The organism is Arthrobacter sp. B1805, from assembly GCF_002929745.1.
Classification (GTDB): Bacteria; Actinomycetota; Actinomycetes; order Actinomycetales; family Micrococcaceae; genus Arthrobacter_D.
Genome location: NZ_PJIQ01000027.1, coordinates 1 through 16,160, shown reverse-complemented (window position 1 = coordinate 16,160; position 16,160 = coordinate 1). Strand labels below are relative to the sequence as shown.

Genomic DNA, 16,160 nt, shown 5'->3' with positions numbered 1-16,160 from the left:
GACAGTGGCACCACAACGCAGGAACCCAAAGCGGGTTCAAGGAATAGTTCGGAAACGAATATGCACCGTTGCCAGTAAGCTTTCAGTAGCCCTCGTTCCTACCGCCCCCGGTGCCAACAGCACCCAAGCACTGATCGAAGCGCTGACCCCTGGGATATCCTCATCGCCGTGAGCGAAGTGCTGTCCAGCGATGGCATCCGCCTCGACCTGAGCGCTTTGAGAGCAACTGCTGATGCCGTCGGCGCCCGACTATTCGTGGATCGTACGCAGGCATTCGGTGTGCTGGCCACTGATTACGCGACTCTCGCAGCTGATTACGTCGCCTTCCACGGCTACAAGTGGCTGCTGTGCCCGCGGGGTACCGCTGCCCTGATCGTCCGCCCTGACCGCGCCGATGAGCTGGAACCGTTAGCTCCAGGCTGGAAATCAACGGCCCTGCCGCATGGCTACTTCGGAGGTTCGCCAGACCTCGTCGCCAGAAGTGCGATGCGCCTGGACAGCTCCCCCGCATGGTTTTCCTGGATAGGTGTATGTGCCGCCCTGAACATCCACGCAAGCCTCGACCACACGCAGGTCGAAGAACACACGACAGGTCTTGCGCAGCGATTCGTCGACACCGCGAGAAGCTTCGGTTACAGCTCCCCCGCGTACGGTCTCCCGAGCCACATCGCCGTCCTGAATAGTCCAGTGATCCCGCATCTCCCGGATCTGTTGCGTGAACAGGGCGTGCGGGCGGCTGCTACTGAAACCCGTCTGCGCATAGGTGTCCACTACTTCAATAACGACGACGACATAGACCGCGTCCTGGATGTACTGAGTCAGCACCGGCCGAGAACGTAGCCTGACGGGTGCTTCCCCTCGCGTCCTGGATGCAAGCACGGTGCCGGCGGGTCCTGCCGCAGAACAGGCTCACGCCGATACTGAGGGCTGCTTCGGTATCGCCATTGGGACGGTGAATGCCACCAAGACTTCTGTGAAGATAGAAACGCCCTCGATGCGTTGACCGCTCTTCCCGATCCGAACAGGAGATTCGTCGTGCCGACACTCCGCGCTACCCGATTGCCCATGCCCCGTGCGCTGTCCCTGACGGCCGTGCTGCTGGTCCTTGCCGGTTGTTCACTCGCCGGTCCACAGCCCGGTGCCCAGCAGCCCGCCACAGAATCGCCGGCAAGCGCGGCACACCCTGGTACGTCCGCCTCCGACGCGGCCGTCGACACCGTCGATGACGCGTGTGCCCGCATCCTGGAGATGGTGCGCACAGCACCCGAACAGCTCGGCACAGATCCGCTGGGCCTGCTGCTCGAGATCGACGAGATCGCCAGGACAGCCCCGCCGGAGCTTGCCAGTCAGATCACCGAGCTCCGTGACGCTGTCGAGAGCTTCCGGCAGGGCAACGAATCACTGATCACGGTGTTACGCGAAGTCCGTCAGCTGCAGGAGCGCTGCTCGGGCTGACCCGCAAGCAGTCCGTTCTGGTCCGACGAGCGCCTGGGCCACGTGCACGTGCGGACAGGGGTGTCGCTACGCGCCCACCGAACAGCAGTTCTGCCGGCTGCTCCGAGGAGCCACGCATCTACGGCCACTTCTCACGCTGCAACCGGGCGAGCTGGGAGAATCTACGAAGCACCGCGTCGCATCGACTATAATCGAAGTATGCAACTCGCTCACCCCGGTCCCGAGGAGTTCGTTCTGGCGAGCGTGCTCAGCGCTCTTGGCAGCCCCATCCGGCTCGAGGTCGTCAAACGCCTCAGCCAGGGCGAACATCTGAACTGCACGACCGCATTGCCGCACGTACCTCAGTCGACTGCGAGCCACCACTGGCGGGTCCTGCGCGAGAGTGGGCTCCTGCAGCAGACCCGGGAGGGAAGGGTTATCACCATGACCCTTCGACGAGCCGATATCGACGGCCGCTTCCCCGGGCTCCTCGACGCCGTCGTCGGATCCGGCCAGAGCTGACAGCGGAGGATTCCGTTCGCACGCCGTTCTCCTGTTCGTCATCCCGTGCTGACATCCTTCCGACATGCCGACCTCAGACTCGTACAGGATGATTCACGATGCGCCTCGCGGCGCCGGCCCCGCGGACCGCGACATCGATCTCGACGTCGACGTCATGTTCGAGGAAGCCACCAGCGACCCGGATGCCGACGCCGCTGCCCTTCGGCAATGCGAGCGCGCATCGGCGCCCATCTTCCGTACGCCCGTGCCCGGCGTACACCTCGACGGAGCGGCGCTCCGACAGGACATCGATCCGACTCCCGCCCTGCTGCCTGCTCCTGATCCGCATCCCCTCGATGCCTGATGTCGATGACACGTAGCTGATGCCGGCGAACCACCGAGGGACTCCGCCTAGGAGCGCCCGCTTCCTGCATCCGCTGCGTCCAAGCGGACACGGATGCCGGTGAGCAGGAGTTCGAGCCCCTCGTCGAAGAACGACTGCCAGATGCGGTGCGAGTCCGGTGTTTCCGCGACCGCGGACACCCGGGCAAACACCTCCTTCGCCTGTGGCGACTCGGGATCGCTCAGGCCCATCGCCTGAGCGCCCGCAGCGGCGGTCGCGGCTCCGAGCACGAAGTTGGACACGGCAGTGCCCGCAATGGCTTGGTCGCGTTCCGTTGCACCCGTCGCTGCGAGTGCGGAAATCAGCTGGCCGGCCAGTACCAGCGCATTGGGCCCGATGGCAGGACGTGTGCCGGCGAAGAGGGCAGCCCAGGGATGCCTGGTGAAGGCCGCGTACAGTCTGCAGGCTACTTCGCGCACGGTTGCGTCCCAGTCGAGCTGTGCCAGGGGCGCGGCCGCCTCCGGCGCCAGAACGTGGTCCACAGCGAGATCTACGAGGTCCTCGCGTCGTTCCACGTGCCAGTAGAGGCTCGTGGCGTGAACGCCGAGCTCCGCCGCGACCTTCCTCATCGTCAGGGAGGCCGGGCCCTCACGGTCGAGAAGGACTATCGACGCTTCGACGATGCGGTCGCGCGAGAGGCCGGGCTGGCGGCGAGGCGGCTTGGCGGGGCGTGTGAAGACACTGCGTCCCTCTGCAGCGGCGCCTGAGGGTTCAGTCATGTCCTCCAGCCTATAAGGATGAGGGACCTGCTCGTTCATGCTGCACACCGAGACGTTAGCGTAGGAGCATGACCCTTGGTTTCCGGTACGACGTCGAGATCCTGCACCTGCTGGTATCGCCCTCGCACGCCTACTTCGGGCGATCCCGGGACGGTGCTGCCGACGTCGCCACGACCGACGCCGACAGCGTCGTCGTGGTCGAAGGCAAGGGGATCGTCGGAGACAGGTTCTTCGGCAAGGCGGCTCACATGGACGCAGCTGTGACCCTGTTCGCCGTCGAATCGCTCGAGGCCATCGCTGCCGGCCTCGGCACCGCTCCGTTCGATCCGCTGCTTCCGCGCCGCAACGTGGTGCTGCGCGGTGCGGAGCTGACACCGCTCATCGGGCAGGACTTCGCTCTCGAGTCGCGGAACGGCCGGGTGGATCTCCACGGCGGCCGGCACGCGCACCCGTGCGCGTGGATGGATCGGGTCCTCGCTCCCGGCGCGCACAAGGCGATGCGTGGCCGAGGAGGGCTGCGCTGCCGCCCGCTGACCGGCGGAACACTGCACCGGGGACCTGCGGTGCTCCTGAGCCCTGTACGCCTGGATCCGGCGAGCGCTCACATCGCCTCGGTACTCAGGCCGGGCAGGCTGCCCTGAGGTAGAGCTCCATGACCGGCCGCTGGTCCGAGCAGATGATCTCTCTGGTCCGCGTCGCTCCTGCGATCAGGGTGCGCCGGCCGGCGGTCCGCTCGAAGGACCACTGCGGACGGTCAGGGTCCGCAGCACGAAAGGCGTGCTGCGGACCCTGCTGGTTCCTCACCGGGAGGCGAGAGTGCGTGCCACTTCGATACGCTGCGCAGCCCGCTTCCTACCGGTGCCCGCCGAGGATCCCCAGCTCGACCGCCTTCGCGGCGCCGTCGGCCTGCTCCTGCGTGAGTGAGCCGTCGGCCACCGCAGCGTCCAAGCGTTCCTGGAGGGCTGCGGATCGCTCCTCCTGCTGCTCGGTCCGCAGGTCGTCGAGTGCGGTCTGCACCGTCGCCTCGTCAAGGCCCAGAGCCTCCGCGAGCGACGCTGCGACGTCGGGCCTGTCCTTGCGATCAGGCGTGCCACCGGCCTCTTCGTCCGGACGGGCCTCGTCTCGGAGCGCCTGCAAGGCATCGGTGACGGCGGACTCCTCCACACCGAGCTTCTCCGCAAGGCCCGCCGGGTCGAACCCGGGACCGCGTCCGAATCCACCGCCGTGGCCCTGCCCGCCGGACGCCTCGTCGGACGTCGCAGACGCGCTGGCCGACGGTGTCGCCGTCGTCGTCGCGTTGGCCATGCCGGTGACGCCGAGACTCGCTCCGGCTACCAGGGCGGCTGCCCCGACGCCCAGTGCGATCTTTCTACGCTCCATCATTGTGTCTCCTCGATCTGCCGCTGTTCGCGGTCGGTTCCGATGTAGGGACAGATGCCCCGCGATCAACGGTGGTCGAGCCGCTTGTGGGCGGGCTTTCCCGATGCTGTGCGGAACCTGTGTCTCCCGATCGGTGACCGCAGGAGGGAGCGTCCCTACCGGCTGGGCGCCGATGTCTCACTCCCCGCGATAAGCGGCTTCGAGCGCAGCGATGTCGAGTTTGCGCATCTGGAGCATCGCCTGGACAGCCCGTTGGGCGCCATCGGCGTCATCGCCCCCGATCAGCTGCGGCAACACGGTCGGGACGATCTGCCACGACAGCCCGAAGCGGTCCTTGAGCCAGCCGCAGCGGCTCTCCTCTCCCCCGTCGGCTGTCAGGGCCGCCCAGTAGTGGTCCACCTCCGCCTGGTCCGCACACCCGATCTGGAAGGACACAGCTTCCGTGAAGGTGAACTGCGGTCCTCCGTTCAAGGCGACGAACGGCTGCCCGTCGAGTTCGAAGGAGACCGTCAGCGCGGGGTCGTCCGGGTTGCCCCCGGCACGGGCCACGCTCATCACCTGCGAGTTCCTGACAACCGAGGTGTAGAGGTCCGCGGCCTGTTCTGCCTGGCCGTCGAACCAGAGGCAGGGAGTGATCGATCCCATGGGGTGTCCTTTGCTCGTCGCCCGCGTCGGGCGCGGGCTGTCGCCCGAATCTAGTCCACCGGCACGACGGCGACAACCACTAGGCTGGAGCCATGCCTGAGCATGCGAACGGCCCCCTCACCCCTGGGGAGCAACGGGGGTCAGCGGCTGAGAACGCCGGCGTGTGGGCGCTCGTCGACGTCTTCCTCATCGTTGTCTTCGCGGCCTCGGGGCGTCGCACCCACCAGCACGAACTGGGCGTCTTCGGCGTCCTCGAGACAGCCTGGCCGTTCCTCCTCGCCTATGTCCTCACGGCCCTGGCGACGCGGGCGTGGCGTTCTCCCGCAGCACTGGTACCCACTGCACTCCTTCTGTGGGCAGGCACGGTCATCGGAGGCCTCACGCTGCGTGCCCTGACGGGTGCCGGCGTGGCCATGAGCTTCCAGATCGTCACCTTGCTGGTGCTGGGAGCGTTCCTCGTCCTTCCGCGCGCCGTTGCACGCACGCTCGGGCGGAACCGGCATCGTGAGCCGGTAGCGTAGGTGCGAGGTTCCGACTCTCCCGAAAGGCACGCCATGATCACCGCATTCGTCCTCATCCAGACCGACGCGTCCCGCATCCCCGAAAGCGCCCAGGCGATCTCGGAGATCGAGGGGATCAGCGAGGTCTACTCGGTGACGGGTGAATGGGACCTTATTGCCATCGCCCGCGTCAGCCGACACGAGGATCTGGCGGACGTCATCGCGGACCGCCTGTCAAAGATCGAGGGCGTGCGATCGACGACGACCCAGATCGCCTTCCGCTCGTACTCCCAGCACGACCTCGACGCCGCCTTCTCGCTCGGCTTCGACAGTTGAATCCTCCGGTCGTGTCAGCGCACGACGCGTTCGCTCCCGCGATGTGCGCGATCAGAAGGACCGGCTGACCTCGATCCACCGCTCGAGGACCGCGGCAGCGGCACCGGAATCGACCGAGCTACGCGCGCGGTCCATGGCCGACCGAATCCGCTCCACGAGACTTCCTTCCGCGGCCTCGTCGAGAGCAACCAGCCCGGCGGCAGCGTTGAGCACCACGGCGTCGCGCACCGGCCCGGGCTCCCCGGCGAGCACCGCACGTACCACGGCCGCGTTACCGGTCGCGTCGGTGCCCCTCAGCGCATCGACGGGGACGACGTCGAGCCCGAAGTCGCCAGGATGGACCTCGTGGGACTGCACCCGGCCGTCGCGTACCTCCCACACCGTCGAGGAGCCGCTCGTCGTCAGCTTGTCCCGCCCGTCGGAACCTCTGAACACCAGGGCGCGGATGCCCCGTTCCGCGAGCACGCCGGCCATCAGAGGCGCCATCCTCGAATCGGCGCAGCCAAGGGCCTGGGCCGTCACTCCGGCCGGGTTGCTGAGCGGACCGAGGAAGTTGAAGGCGGTCGGTACACCGAGTTCGCGCCGTGGGACTGCCACATGTTTCATGGATGGATGGAAGACCTGGGCGAAGCAGAACGTGATCCCGGCACGCTCCGCCGTCCGAGCGACGTCGGCGGGCGCGAGATCGAGCCTGACGCCGAGTTCCTCGATGACGTCGGCGGCCCCCGAGGCCGACGAGGCCCCGCGATTTCCGTGCTTGACAACCTTTGCGCCGGCTCCCACGGCCACCAGCGACGCCATGGTCGAGATGTTCAGCGTGTTCAGGCCGTCCCCGCCCGTTCCTACGATGTCCAGCGTCGGACCGGCGACATCTATCCGGTGCGCCCGGCCCAGCATCGCCTGCACCAGGCCGAAGAGCTCGGCCACGGACTCCCCCTTGGCGCGAAGCGCGATGAGGAAGCCTGCGATCTGGGCATGGCTCGCCTCGCCGGCCATGATGGTGTCCATCGCCCAGCGGCTCTGCCCGGTACTCAGATCGGCACCCGCCAGGAGCGCCGAGAAGATGGACGGCCAGGTGGGTACCGCAGTGGAAGGGCTCGTTGTCAGGCTCACGGTCCCAGATTATCTACGAATTGTAGAAAGTCATTACGGGGAACTTCCGCGGAATCACGGGCGTTGGAGACCGCTACCTGCTGATCGGGTCGGCCGGACGCCCGTTTCGCGTTGGTGATCGCCGCGATCTTGCGGGCATAATGAGTCCGTGACATCTGCGACCCAAGCCCCCAGCGCCGCCCCGCATCCAGCGCTCAACCGCCCCAACATGGTCTCCGTCGGAACCGTGGTGTGGCTGTCCAGCGAACTGATGTTCTTCGCCGGCCTCTTTGCCATGTACTTCACCCTGCGTTCCACGTCGAGCGAGTTGTGGGCCATGGAGACCGAGAAGCTGAACGTACCGTTCGCTCTCGTCAACACGATCATTCTCGTCTCGAGCTCGTTCAGCTGCCAGTTTGGCGTCTTCGCGGCGGAGCGCCTGCAGCCGCGCAGGACGGGCGGACTTCTCGCGATCACCCGCTGGGGCATGGTCGAGTGGTTCCTGCTGACGTTCATCATGGGTGCGATCTTCGTCTCGGTCCAGGCGTACGAGTACGCGGAGCTGGTCTCCGAGGGCGTGGCACTGTCGTCGAACGCTTTCGGGTCCGCTTTCTACATCACCACCGGATTCCACGGGATCCACGTGGTGGGTGGACTCATCGCCTTCCTCTTCATCATCGGCCGCGCCTTCATCGCCCGCCGTTTCGGCCACTTCGAAGCGACCTCCGCCATCGTCACGTCCTACTACTGGCACTTCGTCGACGTCGTCTGGATCGGCCTCTTCATCATCATCTACTTCCTTCAGTAATTACCTCCCGTAGACTCTTCTACTAGAGGTAGAATTCAATGAAGAACTTCAGCAGCTCTGGCACCACAAGAGGCAGGAACCATTTCGTGAAGGCACTTTCCCAGAGGCGGCGTCACCCACTAGCAGCATTTGCGCTGCTCCTGATGGCGCTCCTCGTCACCGGCGGGATCTACGCCGCTGCCAGCACCGCGAACGAGGCGCAGGCACAGACCACCACATTCACGGCGAACGACGTCGAAGAGGGGAGCAAGCTGTTCTCCGCCAACTGCGCTTCCTGCCACGGTATGGGCGCCACCGGATCCGACGCGGCACCGTCCCTCGTCGGCGTCGGCGCCGCCTCCGTGGACTTCCAGGTGGGCACGGGCCGCATGCCCCTGCAGATGAACGGCCCTCAGGCGCAGGCCAAGCCCGTTCAGTTCACCGAAGAGCAGATCCGCCAGATGGCGGCCTACGTGGCCTCGCTGGGAGCGGGTCCGTCGATCCCCTCCGAGGAGATCCTGGACGCGTCAGAAGGCGACTCCTCCAATGGTGGCGAGCTGTTCCGGGTGAACTGCGCCATGTGCCACAACGCGGCTGCTGCCGGCGGTGCGTTGACCCGGGGCAAGTTCGCCCCGTCGATCGACGGCACCAGCGAGAAGCACATCTACGAGGCGATGGTCACCGGCCCGCAGAACATGCCGGTCTTCAGCGACGCGAACATCTCGCCGGAGGACAAGCAGGACATCATCGCGTTCCTGAAGACCATCGAGGAGCAGGGCTCCCCTGGCGGCGCCGAACTCGGATCACTCGGCCCGGTCTCCGAAGGACTGTTCATCTGGGTCGCCGGTCTGGGCGTCGTCATCGCCTTCACCGTGTGGCTTACATCAAGGTCCTCCTGACCATCCGGACACACACCGTGTACGAATCCACTACAGACTTGCGAATGCAGTACCTAAAGAAGGATGAGAGTGATCATGGCCGACTCTAGTAACGGCGCTCCGGGAACCTCGGTCACCGTCGCTACGCCGGGCCGCGAGCTCGACGAGTTCGAGAACCCGGGCCTCCCGCCGCATCGGCCACGTCTGGCCGACCGCGACCCGCGCGCGGAGAAGCGCGCCGAGCGCCAGGTGGCGCTCCTGTTCCTCATTTCGGTGCTCGGAACGCTCCTGTTCTTCGCCGGCTACTTCTTCGTTCCGCTCAACGAGACGATCGAGCGCCTTCGCCTTCAGAACCTGATGCTCGGTCTCGGCACCGCCTTCGCGATGCTGGGCATCGGCGTCGGGATCGTGCACTGGGCCAAGACGCTTATGCCGGACCACGAGGTCACCGAGAGCCGGCACGAGATCCGCCCGGAGAAGGACCGCCGGGACGCCGAGAAGATCGTCAACGACATCCTCGACGAGTCGGGCATCAAGCGTCGTCCACTGATCCGCAACACGCTCCTCGGCGCGGCGCTCCTGGCGCCACTCCCGGCCATTGCGATCTTCCGCGATCTCGGTCCCCTCCCCGGGAACTCACTGAAGCACACCATGTGGGACACCGGGGTGCGCCTGACCCGAGACCCGAGCGGCACACCCATCCGTGCCTCCGACGTCACGATCGGTTCGGCCTTCCACGTGATCCCCGAGGGCCTCAACGAGGTCGAGAACAAGCTCGAGGAGAAGGCCAAGGCAGTCGTCCTGCTGATGCGCCTGGACCCTGAGGAGCTCAATCCTTCTCCCGGACGCGAGAACTGGGGCTACGACGGCATCGTCGCGTACTCCAAGATCTGTACCCACGTCGGCTGCCCTGTAGCGCTCTACGAACAGCAGACGCACCACCTGCTCTGCCCCTGCCACCAGTCCACCTTCGACCTCGAGCAAGAGTGCGAGGTGATCTTCGGACCGGCTGCGCGTCCCCTGCCGCAGCTACCCATCGAAGTCGACGACGAGGGTTACCTCGTCGCGTCAAGCGATTTCCAAGAACCCGTAGGACCTAGTTTCTGGGAGCGAGGCTGACCATGAGCAGCTCAACGACGACGCAAACCTACGTGCCGAAGACGCGCGTCGGTAAGGTCACTGATTACGTCGACTCCAGGGTCGGCGGTTCGGGGATCGTCAAGGAGTTCGGCCGGAAGATCTTCCCCGATCACTGGACCTTCATGTTCGGTGAGGTGGCGCTCTACACGTTCGTCATCCTGCTGATCACCGGAACGTTCCTCACGTTCTTCTACGATCCGTCGATGGCAGAGACGCACTACAACGGCAGCTACCTGCCGCTGCGCGGAGTGGAGATGTCCGTCGCCTACGCGTCCTCGTTGGACATCTCGTTCGACGTGCGAGGCGGCCTCTTCATGCGGCAGCTCCACCACTGGGCTGCACTGCTCTTCGCAGCCTCGGTGGCGGTACACATGCTCCGGGTCTTCTTCACCGGCGCCTTCCGCCGCCCCCGGGAGTTCAACTGGGTCGTCGGGTGCGTGCTGGTCATCCTGAGCCTCGCCGCAGGCTTCACCGGCTACTCGCTTCCCGATGACCTTCTGTCCGGCAACGGCCTGCGGATCATCGATGGCGTTATGAAGGCCATCCCCGTGGTCGGCACCTACCTGAGCTTCTTCCTCTTCGGTGGCGAGTTCCCGGGCACCATGATCATCGGGCGCCTGTACGTGCTCCATATCCTGCTGATCCCCGCCGTGATCCTGCTGATGATCGGCATCCACCTCTTCATGGTCGTGCTGCACAAGCACTCGCAGTTCCCTGGCCCCGGCCGGACCAATACGAACGTCGTCGGTTACCCTGTTGGGCCCGTGTACGCGGCGAAGGCCGGTGGATTCTTCTTCATCGTCTTCGGCATCCTGGCCGCGATCGCCGCCGCGTTCACGATCAACCCGATCTGGAACTACGGACCCTACGACCCCTCCCCTGTGTCGGCGGGCACGCAGCCTGACTGGTACATCGGGTGGGTTGACGGCGCGCTCCGCCTGATGCCCGGAACCCTCGGGGACAACTTCGACTTCGAATTCATGATCCCGTTCCCGTGGGGCGTCAACGCCCTGTCCCTGAATGTCCTGGTTCCCGCTCTGGTGCCTGCGGCCATCGTCTTCACCCTGATGTTCGCCTGGCCCTGGATCGAAGCGTGGGTCACGAAGGACAAGCGTGAGCACCACCTGCTCGACCGTCCGCGCAATGCTCCTGCCCGCACAGGCGTCGGCGTTGCAGGCATCGTGTTCTACTGCGTCCTCTGGGCAGCAGCGAGCTCCGACCTGATCGCCACGCACTTCCTCGTCTCGCTGAACGATGTCACCTACTGGTTGCGGGCCCTGGTGTTCATCGGTCCGGTCCTCGCCTTCATGGTCACGCGACGTATCGCGCTGGCCCTGCAGCGCAAGGACCGCGAGATCGCCCTGCACGGCCGCGAGACCGGGCGCATCGTGCGTCTGCCGCACGGCGAGTTCATCGAGGTCCACGAGCCCGTCGACGATTACAAGCGCTACAAGCTGGTCAGCTTCGACTCGCCTGAGGTCATGGTGCCGAAGCCGGACGAGAACGGCAAGATCAGCCTTCTCGACAAGGTCCACGGGCGCGCCTCGCGCTTCTTCTTCGAGGACCGCGTTGCGCCGGTCACGCCGAAGGAGCTCGAAGCATCACACAACGACCACCATGGCGAGATCGCCGGCGCGAAGGATCGCGAGTCGATCGCCAGCCACTAGTCAGGTTCACCTGATGCGCGGAGAAGGGCCCGGACGAAATCGTCCGGGCCCTTCTGCATTGAATCGCCCTGGCCCTTTTGCATTGCCGGTCACAGTCTGTGGCGCAACTACCCCTCCAGGCCTGAGCCTGGCGAACATCGCCATGTACTACAGACGCCAGGGTGGATAGGCCGGTCTTGTCAGAACATCCGCTGCAGAGATCCGGTGCGACCCGGCACAGAGCAGGCTCCCTCATCCGTCCCTCTCATGCTGTGCGAGCACATGTTGGCCAAGACCCGCCACAGCTGGATCACTGAGTGTCGGCCGCTGACCCAGTCACCGTTGTGGCCCCTAGTCTCAGCGATTCGCTCCTGTCCCAACGAGACGCTCGGATACCTCCCAGATGCGGTGAGCGTCGTCCAAGTCGCGCAGGGGTGCCCAGAAGTCCTGCAGGGTCGGCGGTCCACCGGCGGTGCGCTTGGGCCCGAAGAACTGATCTCCTCCGTATTCAGGGTCGGTCGCCGCCATGAGTGCGGGTAGTGCAGCGCTGTCCGGGGTCCCGGCGAGACCGATTCGGGAGAGGAATCCGATGAGGCGGCGCGCCGGTGGCGTCCTGTCGCGGCCCATGGCGGGTTGTGCTGCAAGCAGGTTGGTCGGGGAGATGCCGGGGTGTGAGAGGTTGCTGCTGATATCCCACCCGTTAGCGCGACTCCTGACCTCGAGTTCGCGCGCGAAGAGGCCGACGGCGATCTTGGACCCGGTGTACGCCTTCATGACGTCATAGCTCTGCTCGTGGTTCAGGTCGTCCCAGTTCATCGAGCCCTTCCGGGCGGCCACGCTGGTCTGGTGGGTGATGCGGGCGCGGCCCTCGCGCAGGAGCGGCAGCAGGCCCAGGGTGAGGGCGAAGTGGCCGAGGTGATTCGTGCCCCACTGAAGCTCGAACCCATCACAGGTCTCCTGCCGGGTGGGTGGTTGCATGACGCCGGCGTTGTTGATCAGGACGTTGATCGGGCGGCCCTCCGACGAGAGCGTGGCCGCGAGGGATGTGACGGATTCCAGCGATGACAGGTCCAGGGGCCGGGTGCTGACCCTGGCGCCGTCGACGGCGGCGCGGATCCGCTGCGCTGCTGCGTCGCCTTTAACCTGGTTGCGGACGGGCATGATGACCTCCGCGCCGGCTCCGGCCAGCCTTGTCGCGATGACGGTGCCGATCCCGTCGCTCGCTCCGGTGACGACGGCGAGTGTCCCGGTCAGATCGGGGATGGTGAGGTCGTGGGTGCGGGCCATGAGGAGTTCCTTCGGTCGGAGGATCAGGGGTGCCGGTATCGGCGCCTGATCTCATGGTTCACCGGTTGCTCATGCGCAGCTAGGACCTGTCGAGCCATGGTTTGCCAGACAGTGGCTGAGGGTGCCGGCGGTCAGGAGGGGATGCTCTGCGTGCCGATGACCGCCAGCAGTTGCAGTTTCTCGTGGCTGTCGCTGCCGGGCACGGCTGTGTAGACCAGGAGGCGGTGGGACTGGTCCGGATCGAGCAGGGTTTGGCAGTTCAGATCCAGGCGGCCGACTGCCGGGTGGAGGAAGCGTTTGACCTCGGGTGGTTGAACGCCGACTTCCTGGGTGACCCAGACGCGGCGGAAGTCCGCGTTGTCCTGGAGGCTCGCGGCCAGTTCGGCTGCCCGCGAGCCCGGCCCGCGCAGGGCCACGAGCTGACGCAGGCCCGAAGCGTAGACGCGCGACAGCCGGTCGCGTTCCTCGACCGGGTACGCTTCCCTGGCTGCGGGGTCGGTGAACCACCGGTATCCGATGCTCCGACCGGGACCCGTGCGCTGTGATGCATCACCGAAGAGAGCCAGACCGAGCGGTGTCTGCCGAAGAGTGTCCCCGACCTCGGTGATGATCTCTGCTGGAGTGTCGGTGAGCCGGTCCAGGATCCGCAGCAGTCCCGGGCTCACGAACTCGCTGTCGGTGCCACGCGGAGGTGGGGTGTGCCCGGCGAGGCGGAAGAGATGGTCACGCTCGCCCAAGGTCAGGTGCAGCCCCTGGGCGATGGAAGCGATCATCTGCTCGGAGGGGTGGGGGCCGGTGCCGCGTTCGAGGCGGGCGTAGTAATCGCTGGACATGTGGCACAGCCCGGCCACCTCCTCCCTCCGCAGTCCGCTGGTCCGCCGCCGCTGGCCCCGCATCAGGCCCACGTCTTCCGGCTGTAGCGACGCGCGGCGATGACGCAGGAACGAGCCCAGAGCCTCACGATCGATCATGCTGTGCCTCCTTCGGGGCTAGACCCTCTGTCTATCGTGTGCACGTCCGGCTATCCACTGCCTGCCAATCCACTCATAGATGAGCTCGCAGGTCAGCGGAACGTTGATCCGTTGTCCTCTGGGAGTACTCGCTCAAGGATCTGCGCGGTCCACACACCCCGAAGTCGCTGTGAAGGAAGCAGCCGGCCCCCATGGTGAGGAGCCCCCGGCCCAGCCATTTGGGAGGTCGGGCTATCTGAACGCGTCAAGACCAGGAACAAATCACAGGTTCGTACGTGGCCACCTGGCTCCCCTGATCCACGCCTCAGAACCGGCGCCATGCGTAAGGGAACTGCCCGACGACGCAGATCAGCAGCAGCGAGCTGAGCGCCGTCGCACTGATGGTCGTTGCCTTCGCGGCTGGTCGCTTGCAGCAATGCTTGTCGTCGCTGCTGACATGGAACGCGGAGCACAGCTACCGATCCTCGTCTTCGCCTCGCCCCTGAAGGCACCTGCCCGGCTGCGCGAGCAGCAGCGCTCATCCGAGACGCTTCGAGCTGTAGGCACGCGGTGTGCGGACCCCTGGCCGCTGCAGGGGAACCCACAGCTTGTAACGGTCGGCTCGGTAATAGGACACGGAGTAGTCGATCATCGCGCGGGCGACGTAGGCGTGCCGCTGGATCTTCAGCAGAGGCGCGTTCATCTCGACGTTGAGCAGCCGCGCTATCGACGGCGAAGCAGCAGTCGCCTCGATCGTGTCCTCACCCCACTCCATGACCAGTCCGTACTTCTCGCTGAGCACGTTGTACAGGGACGTCGGGGGCGGATCGTCGAGGATTCCCACGACTCGGTGAGCCGGGATGAAGTTCTCGTCGACGCTCATCGGTTCGCCGTCCGCCAGGAGTTGGCGCCGGAAGCGAACAACCGGCTGCCCGATCTCGATCTGGAGCTCCCTTGCCACGAGGGGCGAGGCGCCTTGCTGCTCGAAGCTGAGCACGCGCGCGTCCGGCACCATCCCCCGCCGGATCATCTCCTCCGTATAGGACGTCATCTTCATGTGCAGATCCAGCTTGCTGCGAGCAACGAACGTGCCGAGACCGACGACCCGGTCGAGTACTTCCTCCGCTACGAGTGCATCGACCGCGTGCCGGACGGTCATCCGCGCAACCCCGAAGTACTCGCTGAGCTGACGCTCGGACGGAATGGTGGCACCGGGCTCACCGTGCCGGCGCACGTAGCGCCGTAGGCTCTCGCGCAACTGGACATGCTTCGGTGTGACGGACGCGTGATCAAGAAGTTCAGCATCGAACGGCCTGGGCAACACCGTCATGGCCTACTCCACCTCCTCAACGCATGGCTCCGGCGGTCCGATGCCCGCCGTGTCGATCGTCCTTCGGTCCCGACTGTACTTAAACGGGAAGGAGCCCGCACGTGTGCGGGCTCCTTCCCAGGCATTTCGAACGAGAACTAGTGGGCGTGGTCCCCACGGCTGTACTCGAAAACCCAGCCGACCAGCGCGATGACGGCCATGCCGAGTCCGATGTACAGGATCCAGAACCCGATGGCGATCCCGAGGAAGCCGGTAGCGGCAGAAAGGCCGAGCACAAGCGGCCACCAGCTCCATGGGCTGAAGTGGCCCTGCTCACCGGAACCCTCGTGGATCTCGGCGTCGAGGCGGTCCTCGGGACGTTCACCGACACGCTTGCCGGTGAAGGCGAGGTAGAAGCCGATCATCCCTGCGAGTCCTCCGACCAGCAGGATTCCTAGGAATCCCACCCATTCGGAAAACTCGGTCAGGAACCCGTAGATCACGCCGATCACGACGAAGATCGGAAGACCGATCAGGAACAGATTCTTTTCGATCCTCATGACTTCGCGTCCTTCCGGTCCGCCGAGCCCATGAAGCTCGCGGCGCTGTCATCGGGCGTGTGTGTCTGCTGCAGCTCCGGGTGATGCAGGTCGAGTGCGGGACGCTCGGACCGGATGCGAGGCAGCGAGGTGAAGTTGTGGCGTGGCGGCGGGCACGACGTCGCCCACTCGAGCGAGGCTCCGAAGCCCCATGGATCGTCGACCTCGACCTTCTTGCCGGTACGCCAGGTGACGTAGACGTTCCAGAAGAACGGGATCAGCGAAGCGCCGAGGACGAAGGAACCGATGGTGGAGAACTGGTTCATCGCCGTGTAGCCGTCCTCCGGCAGGTAGTCCGCATAGCGTCGCGGCATGCCCTCGACGCCGAGCCAGTGCTGGATGAGGAACGTTGCGTGGAAGCCGAGGAAAAGCATCCAGAAGTGGATCTTCCCGAGTCGCTCGTTGAGCATCTTCCCGGTGAACTTGGGCCACCAGAAGTAGAACCCGGCGAACATCGCGAACACTACGGTGCCGAAGACCACGTAGTGGAAGTGGGCAACGACGAAGTAGGTGTCGGAGACGTGGAAGTCCAGCGGCGGCGAGGCCAGGATGAT

General features: G+C 65.5%; 21 protein-coding genes. 11 read left to right on the top strand and 10 right to left on the bottom strand.

All coding sequences use genetic code 11. The features are described 5' to 3' along the window. Positions 1–168: 168 nt before the first annotated feature. The 4 genes from CXQ96_RS17185 (at position 169) to CXQ96_RS17170 (ending at position 2,299) form a co-directional block, all read left to right on the top strand. Positions 169–840 (top strand): aminotransferase class V-fold PLP-dependent enzyme, encoded by a 672-nt coding sequence (locus tag CXQ96_RS17185; protein WP_181036533.1) that lies wholly within the window; start codon positions 169–171, stop codon positions 838–840. 195 nt (positions 841–1,035) lie between these two features. Beyond that, on the top strand, positions 1,036–1,455 hold the full coding sequence (locus CXQ96_RS17180; protein WP_146070930.1) for a hypothetical protein: 420 nt from the start codon (positions 1,036–1,038) through the stop codon (positions 1,453–1,455). A gap of 198 nt (positions 1,456–1,653) precedes the next feature. Further along, positions 1,654–1,956 carry a helix-turn-helix transcriptional regulator gene (locus CXQ96_RS17175; protein WP_104119223.1) on the top strand — a complete coding sequence of 101 codons (303 nt, stop codon included), beginning with the start codon at positions 1,654–1,656 and terminating at the stop codon, positions 1,954–1,956. Positions 1,957–2,044: 88 nt separating this feature from the next. After that, on the top strand, positions 2,045–2,299 hold the full coding sequence (locus tag CXQ96_RS17170; RefSeq protein WP_146070929.1) for a hypothetical protein: 255 nt from the start codon (positions 2,045–2,047) through the stop codon (positions 2,297–2,299). A gap of 47 nt (positions 2,300–2,346) precedes the next feature. Here CXQ96_RS17170 and CXQ96_RS17165 read toward each other — a convergent pair whose 3' ends face one another. Then, entirely contained in the window at positions 2,347–3,057 is a 711-nt protein-coding gene (locus CXQ96_RS17165) for a TetR/AcrR family transcriptional regulator C-terminal domain-containing protein (protein WP_104119221.1), read from the bottom strand. Between the two features lie 68 nt (positions 3,058–3,125). Between CXQ96_RS17165 and CXQ96_RS17160 the strand changes: the two genes are divergently transcribed. Then, positions 3,126–3,698, top strand: a complete 573-nt coding sequence (locus CXQ96_RS17160) for an MOSC domain-containing protein (protein WP_104119220.1) — start codon at positions 3,126–3,128, stop codon at positions 3,696–3,698. On the opposite strand, the gene CXQ96_RS17155 is transcribed toward CXQ96_RS17160, so the two are convergent. The 3 genes from CXQ96_RS17155 to CXQ96_RS17145 form a co-directional block, all read right to left on the bottom strand. Beyond that, positions 3,676–3,861, bottom strand: a complete 186-nt coding sequence (locus CXQ96_RS17155) for a hypothetical protein (protein WP_104119219.1) — start codon at positions 3,859–3,861, stop codon at positions 3,676–3,678. The two genes, CXQ96_RS17160 and CXQ96_RS17155, sit on opposite strands and share 23 nt — an antisense overlap. 48 nt (positions 3,862–3,909) lie before the next feature. Further along, entirely contained in the window at positions 3,910–4,440 is a 531-nt protein-coding gene (locus tag CXQ96_RS17150) for a hypothetical protein (protein WP_104119218.1), read from the bottom strand. A 174-nt stretch (positions 4,441–4,614) separates the two neighbouring features. Then, a complete protein-coding gene (locus CXQ96_RS17145) occupies positions 4,615–5,082 on the bottom strand; it encodes a VOC family protein (RefSeq protein ID WP_104119217.1) in 468 nt (155 codons plus the stop codon). A 92-nt stretch (positions 5,083–5,174) separates the two neighbouring features. Between CXQ96_RS17145 and CXQ96_RS17140 the strand changes: the two genes are divergently transcribed. Both CXQ96_RS17140 and CXQ96_RS17135 read left to right on the top strand, forming a co-directional pair. Next, on the top strand, positions 5,175–5,603 hold the full coding sequence (locus CXQ96_RS17140; protein ID WP_104119216.1) for a DUF3054 domain-containing protein: 429 nt from the start codon (positions 5,175–5,177) through the stop codon (positions 5,601–5,603). A gap of 33 nt (positions 5,604–5,636) precedes the next feature. Beyond that, positions 5,637–5,918: an Lrp/AsnC family transcriptional regulator gene (locus CXQ96_RS17135; RefSeq protein ID WP_104119215.1), complete on the top strand. Its 282-nt coding sequence runs from the start codon at positions 5,637–5,639 to the stop codon at positions 5,916–5,918. Between the two features lie 51 nt (positions 5,919–5,969). Here CXQ96_RS17135 and trpD read toward each other — a convergent pair whose 3' ends face one another. Next, positions 5,970–7,025, bottom strand: coding sequence for an anthranilate phosphoribosyltransferase (trpD, locus tag CXQ96_RS17130; protein WP_219816164.1), 1,056 nt, complete (start codon positions 7,023–7,025; stop codon positions 5,970–5,972). Positions 7,026–7,179: 154 nt separating this feature from the next. Here trpD and CXQ96_RS17125 point away from each other — a divergent pair, with 154 nt between their 5' ends. The 4 genes from CXQ96_RS17125 (at position 7,180) to CXQ96_RS17110 (ending at position 11,482) form a co-directional block, all read left to right on the top strand. Further along, positions 7,180–7,818: a heme-copper oxidase subunit III gene (locus CXQ96_RS17125; protein WP_104119213.1), complete on the top strand. Its 639-nt coding sequence runs from the start codon at positions 7,180–7,182 to the stop codon at positions 7,816–7,818. Positions 7,819–7,904: 86 nt separating this feature from the next. Beyond that, entirely contained in the window at positions 7,905–8,696 is a 792-nt protein-coding gene (locus CXQ96_RS17120; RefSeq protein WP_104119212.1) for a c-type cytochrome, read from the top strand. Between the two features lie 75 nt (positions 8,697–8,771). Beyond that, complete coding sequence (locus tag CXQ96_RS17115; RefSeq protein ID WP_104119226.1) at positions 8,772–9,794, top strand: ubiquinol-cytochrome c reductase iron-sulfur subunit; 1,023 nt, start codon at positions 8,772–8,774, stop codon at positions 9,792–9,794. 2 nt (positions 9,795–9,796) lie between these two features. Further along, on the top strand, positions 9,797–11,482 hold the full coding sequence (locus CXQ96_RS17110; RefSeq protein WP_104119211.1) for a ubiquinol-cytochrome c reductase cytochrome b subunit: 1,686 nt from the start codon (positions 9,797–9,799) through the stop codon (positions 11,480–11,482). A 336-nt stretch (positions 11,483–11,818) separates the two neighbouring features. On the opposite strand, the gene CXQ96_RS17105 is transcribed toward CXQ96_RS17110, so the two are convergent. The 5 genes from CXQ96_RS17105 to CXQ96_RS17085 form a co-directional block, all read right to left on the bottom strand. After that, positions 11,819–12,748: an SDR family oxidoreductase gene (locus tag CXQ96_RS17105; RefSeq protein ID WP_104119210.1), complete on the bottom strand. Its 930-nt coding sequence runs from the start codon at positions 12,746–12,748 to the stop codon at positions 11,819–11,821. A 131-nt stretch (positions 12,749–12,879) separates the two neighbouring features. Beyond that, positions 12,880–13,719 (bottom strand): helix-turn-helix transcriptional regulator, encoded by an 840-nt coding sequence (locus tag CXQ96_RS17100; RefSeq protein WP_104119209.1) that lies wholly within the window; start codon positions 13,717–13,719, stop codon positions 12,880–12,882. A 517-nt stretch (positions 13,720–14,236) separates the two neighbouring features. After that, positions 14,237–15,028: a GntR family transcriptional regulator gene (locus tag CXQ96_RS17095; RefSeq protein ID WP_104119208.1), complete on the bottom strand. Its 792-nt coding sequence runs from the start codon at positions 15,026–15,028 to the stop codon at positions 14,237–14,239. A gap of 137 nt (positions 15,029–15,165) precedes the next feature. Continuing rightward, complete coding sequence (locus CXQ96_RS17090; protein WP_104119207.1) at positions 15,166–15,567, bottom strand: cytochrome c oxidase subunit 4; 402 nt, start codon at positions 15,565–15,567, stop codon at positions 15,166–15,168. Next, positions 15,564–16,160: cbb3-type cytochrome c oxidase subunit I (locus CXQ96_RS17085; protein WP_181036532.1), on the bottom strand; the 597-nt coding region annotated here is incomplete at its 5' end. The genes CXQ96_RS17085 and CXQ96_RS17090, both read right to left, overlap by 4 nt.

Coding starts and splice junctions, on each gene's coding strand:
- CXQ96_RS17175 (WP_104119223.1), top strand. CDS start 1,654: ATGCAACTCGCTCACCCCGGTCCCGAGGAGTTCGTTCTGGCGAGCGTG.
- CXQ96_RS17170 (WP_146070929.1), top strand. CDS start 2,045: ATGATTCACGATGCGCCTCGCGGCGCCGGCCCCGCGGACCGCGACATC.
- CXQ96_RS17165 (WP_104119221.1), bottom strand. CDS start 3,057: ATGACTGAACCCTCAGGCGCCGCTGCAGAGGGACGCAGTGTCTTCACA.
- CXQ96_RS17160 (WP_104119220.1), top strand. CDS start 3,126: ATGACCCTTGGTTTCCGGTACGACGTCGAGATCCTGCACCTGCTGGTA.
- CXQ96_RS17150 (WP_104119218.1), bottom strand. CDS start 4,440: ATGATGGAGCGTAGAAAGATCGCACTGGGCGTCGGGGCAGCCGCCCTG.
- CXQ96_RS17145 (WP_104119217.1), bottom strand. CDS start 5,082: ATGGGATCGATCACTCCCTGCCTCTGGTTCGACGGCCAGGCAGAACAG.
- CXQ96_RS17140 (WP_104119216.1), top strand. CDS start 5,175: ATGCCTGAGCATGCGAACGGCCCCCTCACCCCTGGGGAGCAACGGGGG.
- CXQ96_RS17135 (WP_104119215.1), top strand. CDS start 5,637: ATGATCACCGCATTCGTCCTCATCCAGACCGACGCGTCCCGCATCCCC.
- CXQ96_RS17115 (WP_104119226.1), top strand. CDS start 8,772: ATGGCCGACTCTAGTAACGGCGCTCCGGGAACCTCGGTCACCGTCGCT.
- CXQ96_RS17110 (WP_104119211.1), top strand. CDS start 9,797: ATGAGCAGCTCAACGACGACGCAAACCTACGTGCCGAAGACGCGCGTC.
- CXQ96_RS17105 (WP_104119210.1), bottom strand. CDS start 12,748: ATGGCCCGCACCCACGACCTCACCATCCCCGATCTGACCGGGACACTC.
- CXQ96_RS17100 (WP_104119209.1), bottom strand. CDS start 13,719: ATGATCGATCGTGAGGCTCTGGGCTCGTTCCTGCGTCATCGCCGCGCG.
- CXQ96_RS17095 (WP_104119208.1), bottom strand. CDS start 15,028: ATGACGGTGTTGCCCAGGCCGTTCGATGCTGAACTTCTTGATCACGCG.
- CXQ96_RS17090 (WP_104119207.1), bottom strand. CDS start 15,567: ATGAGGATCGAAAAGAATCTGTTCCTGATCGGTCTTCCGATCTTCGTC.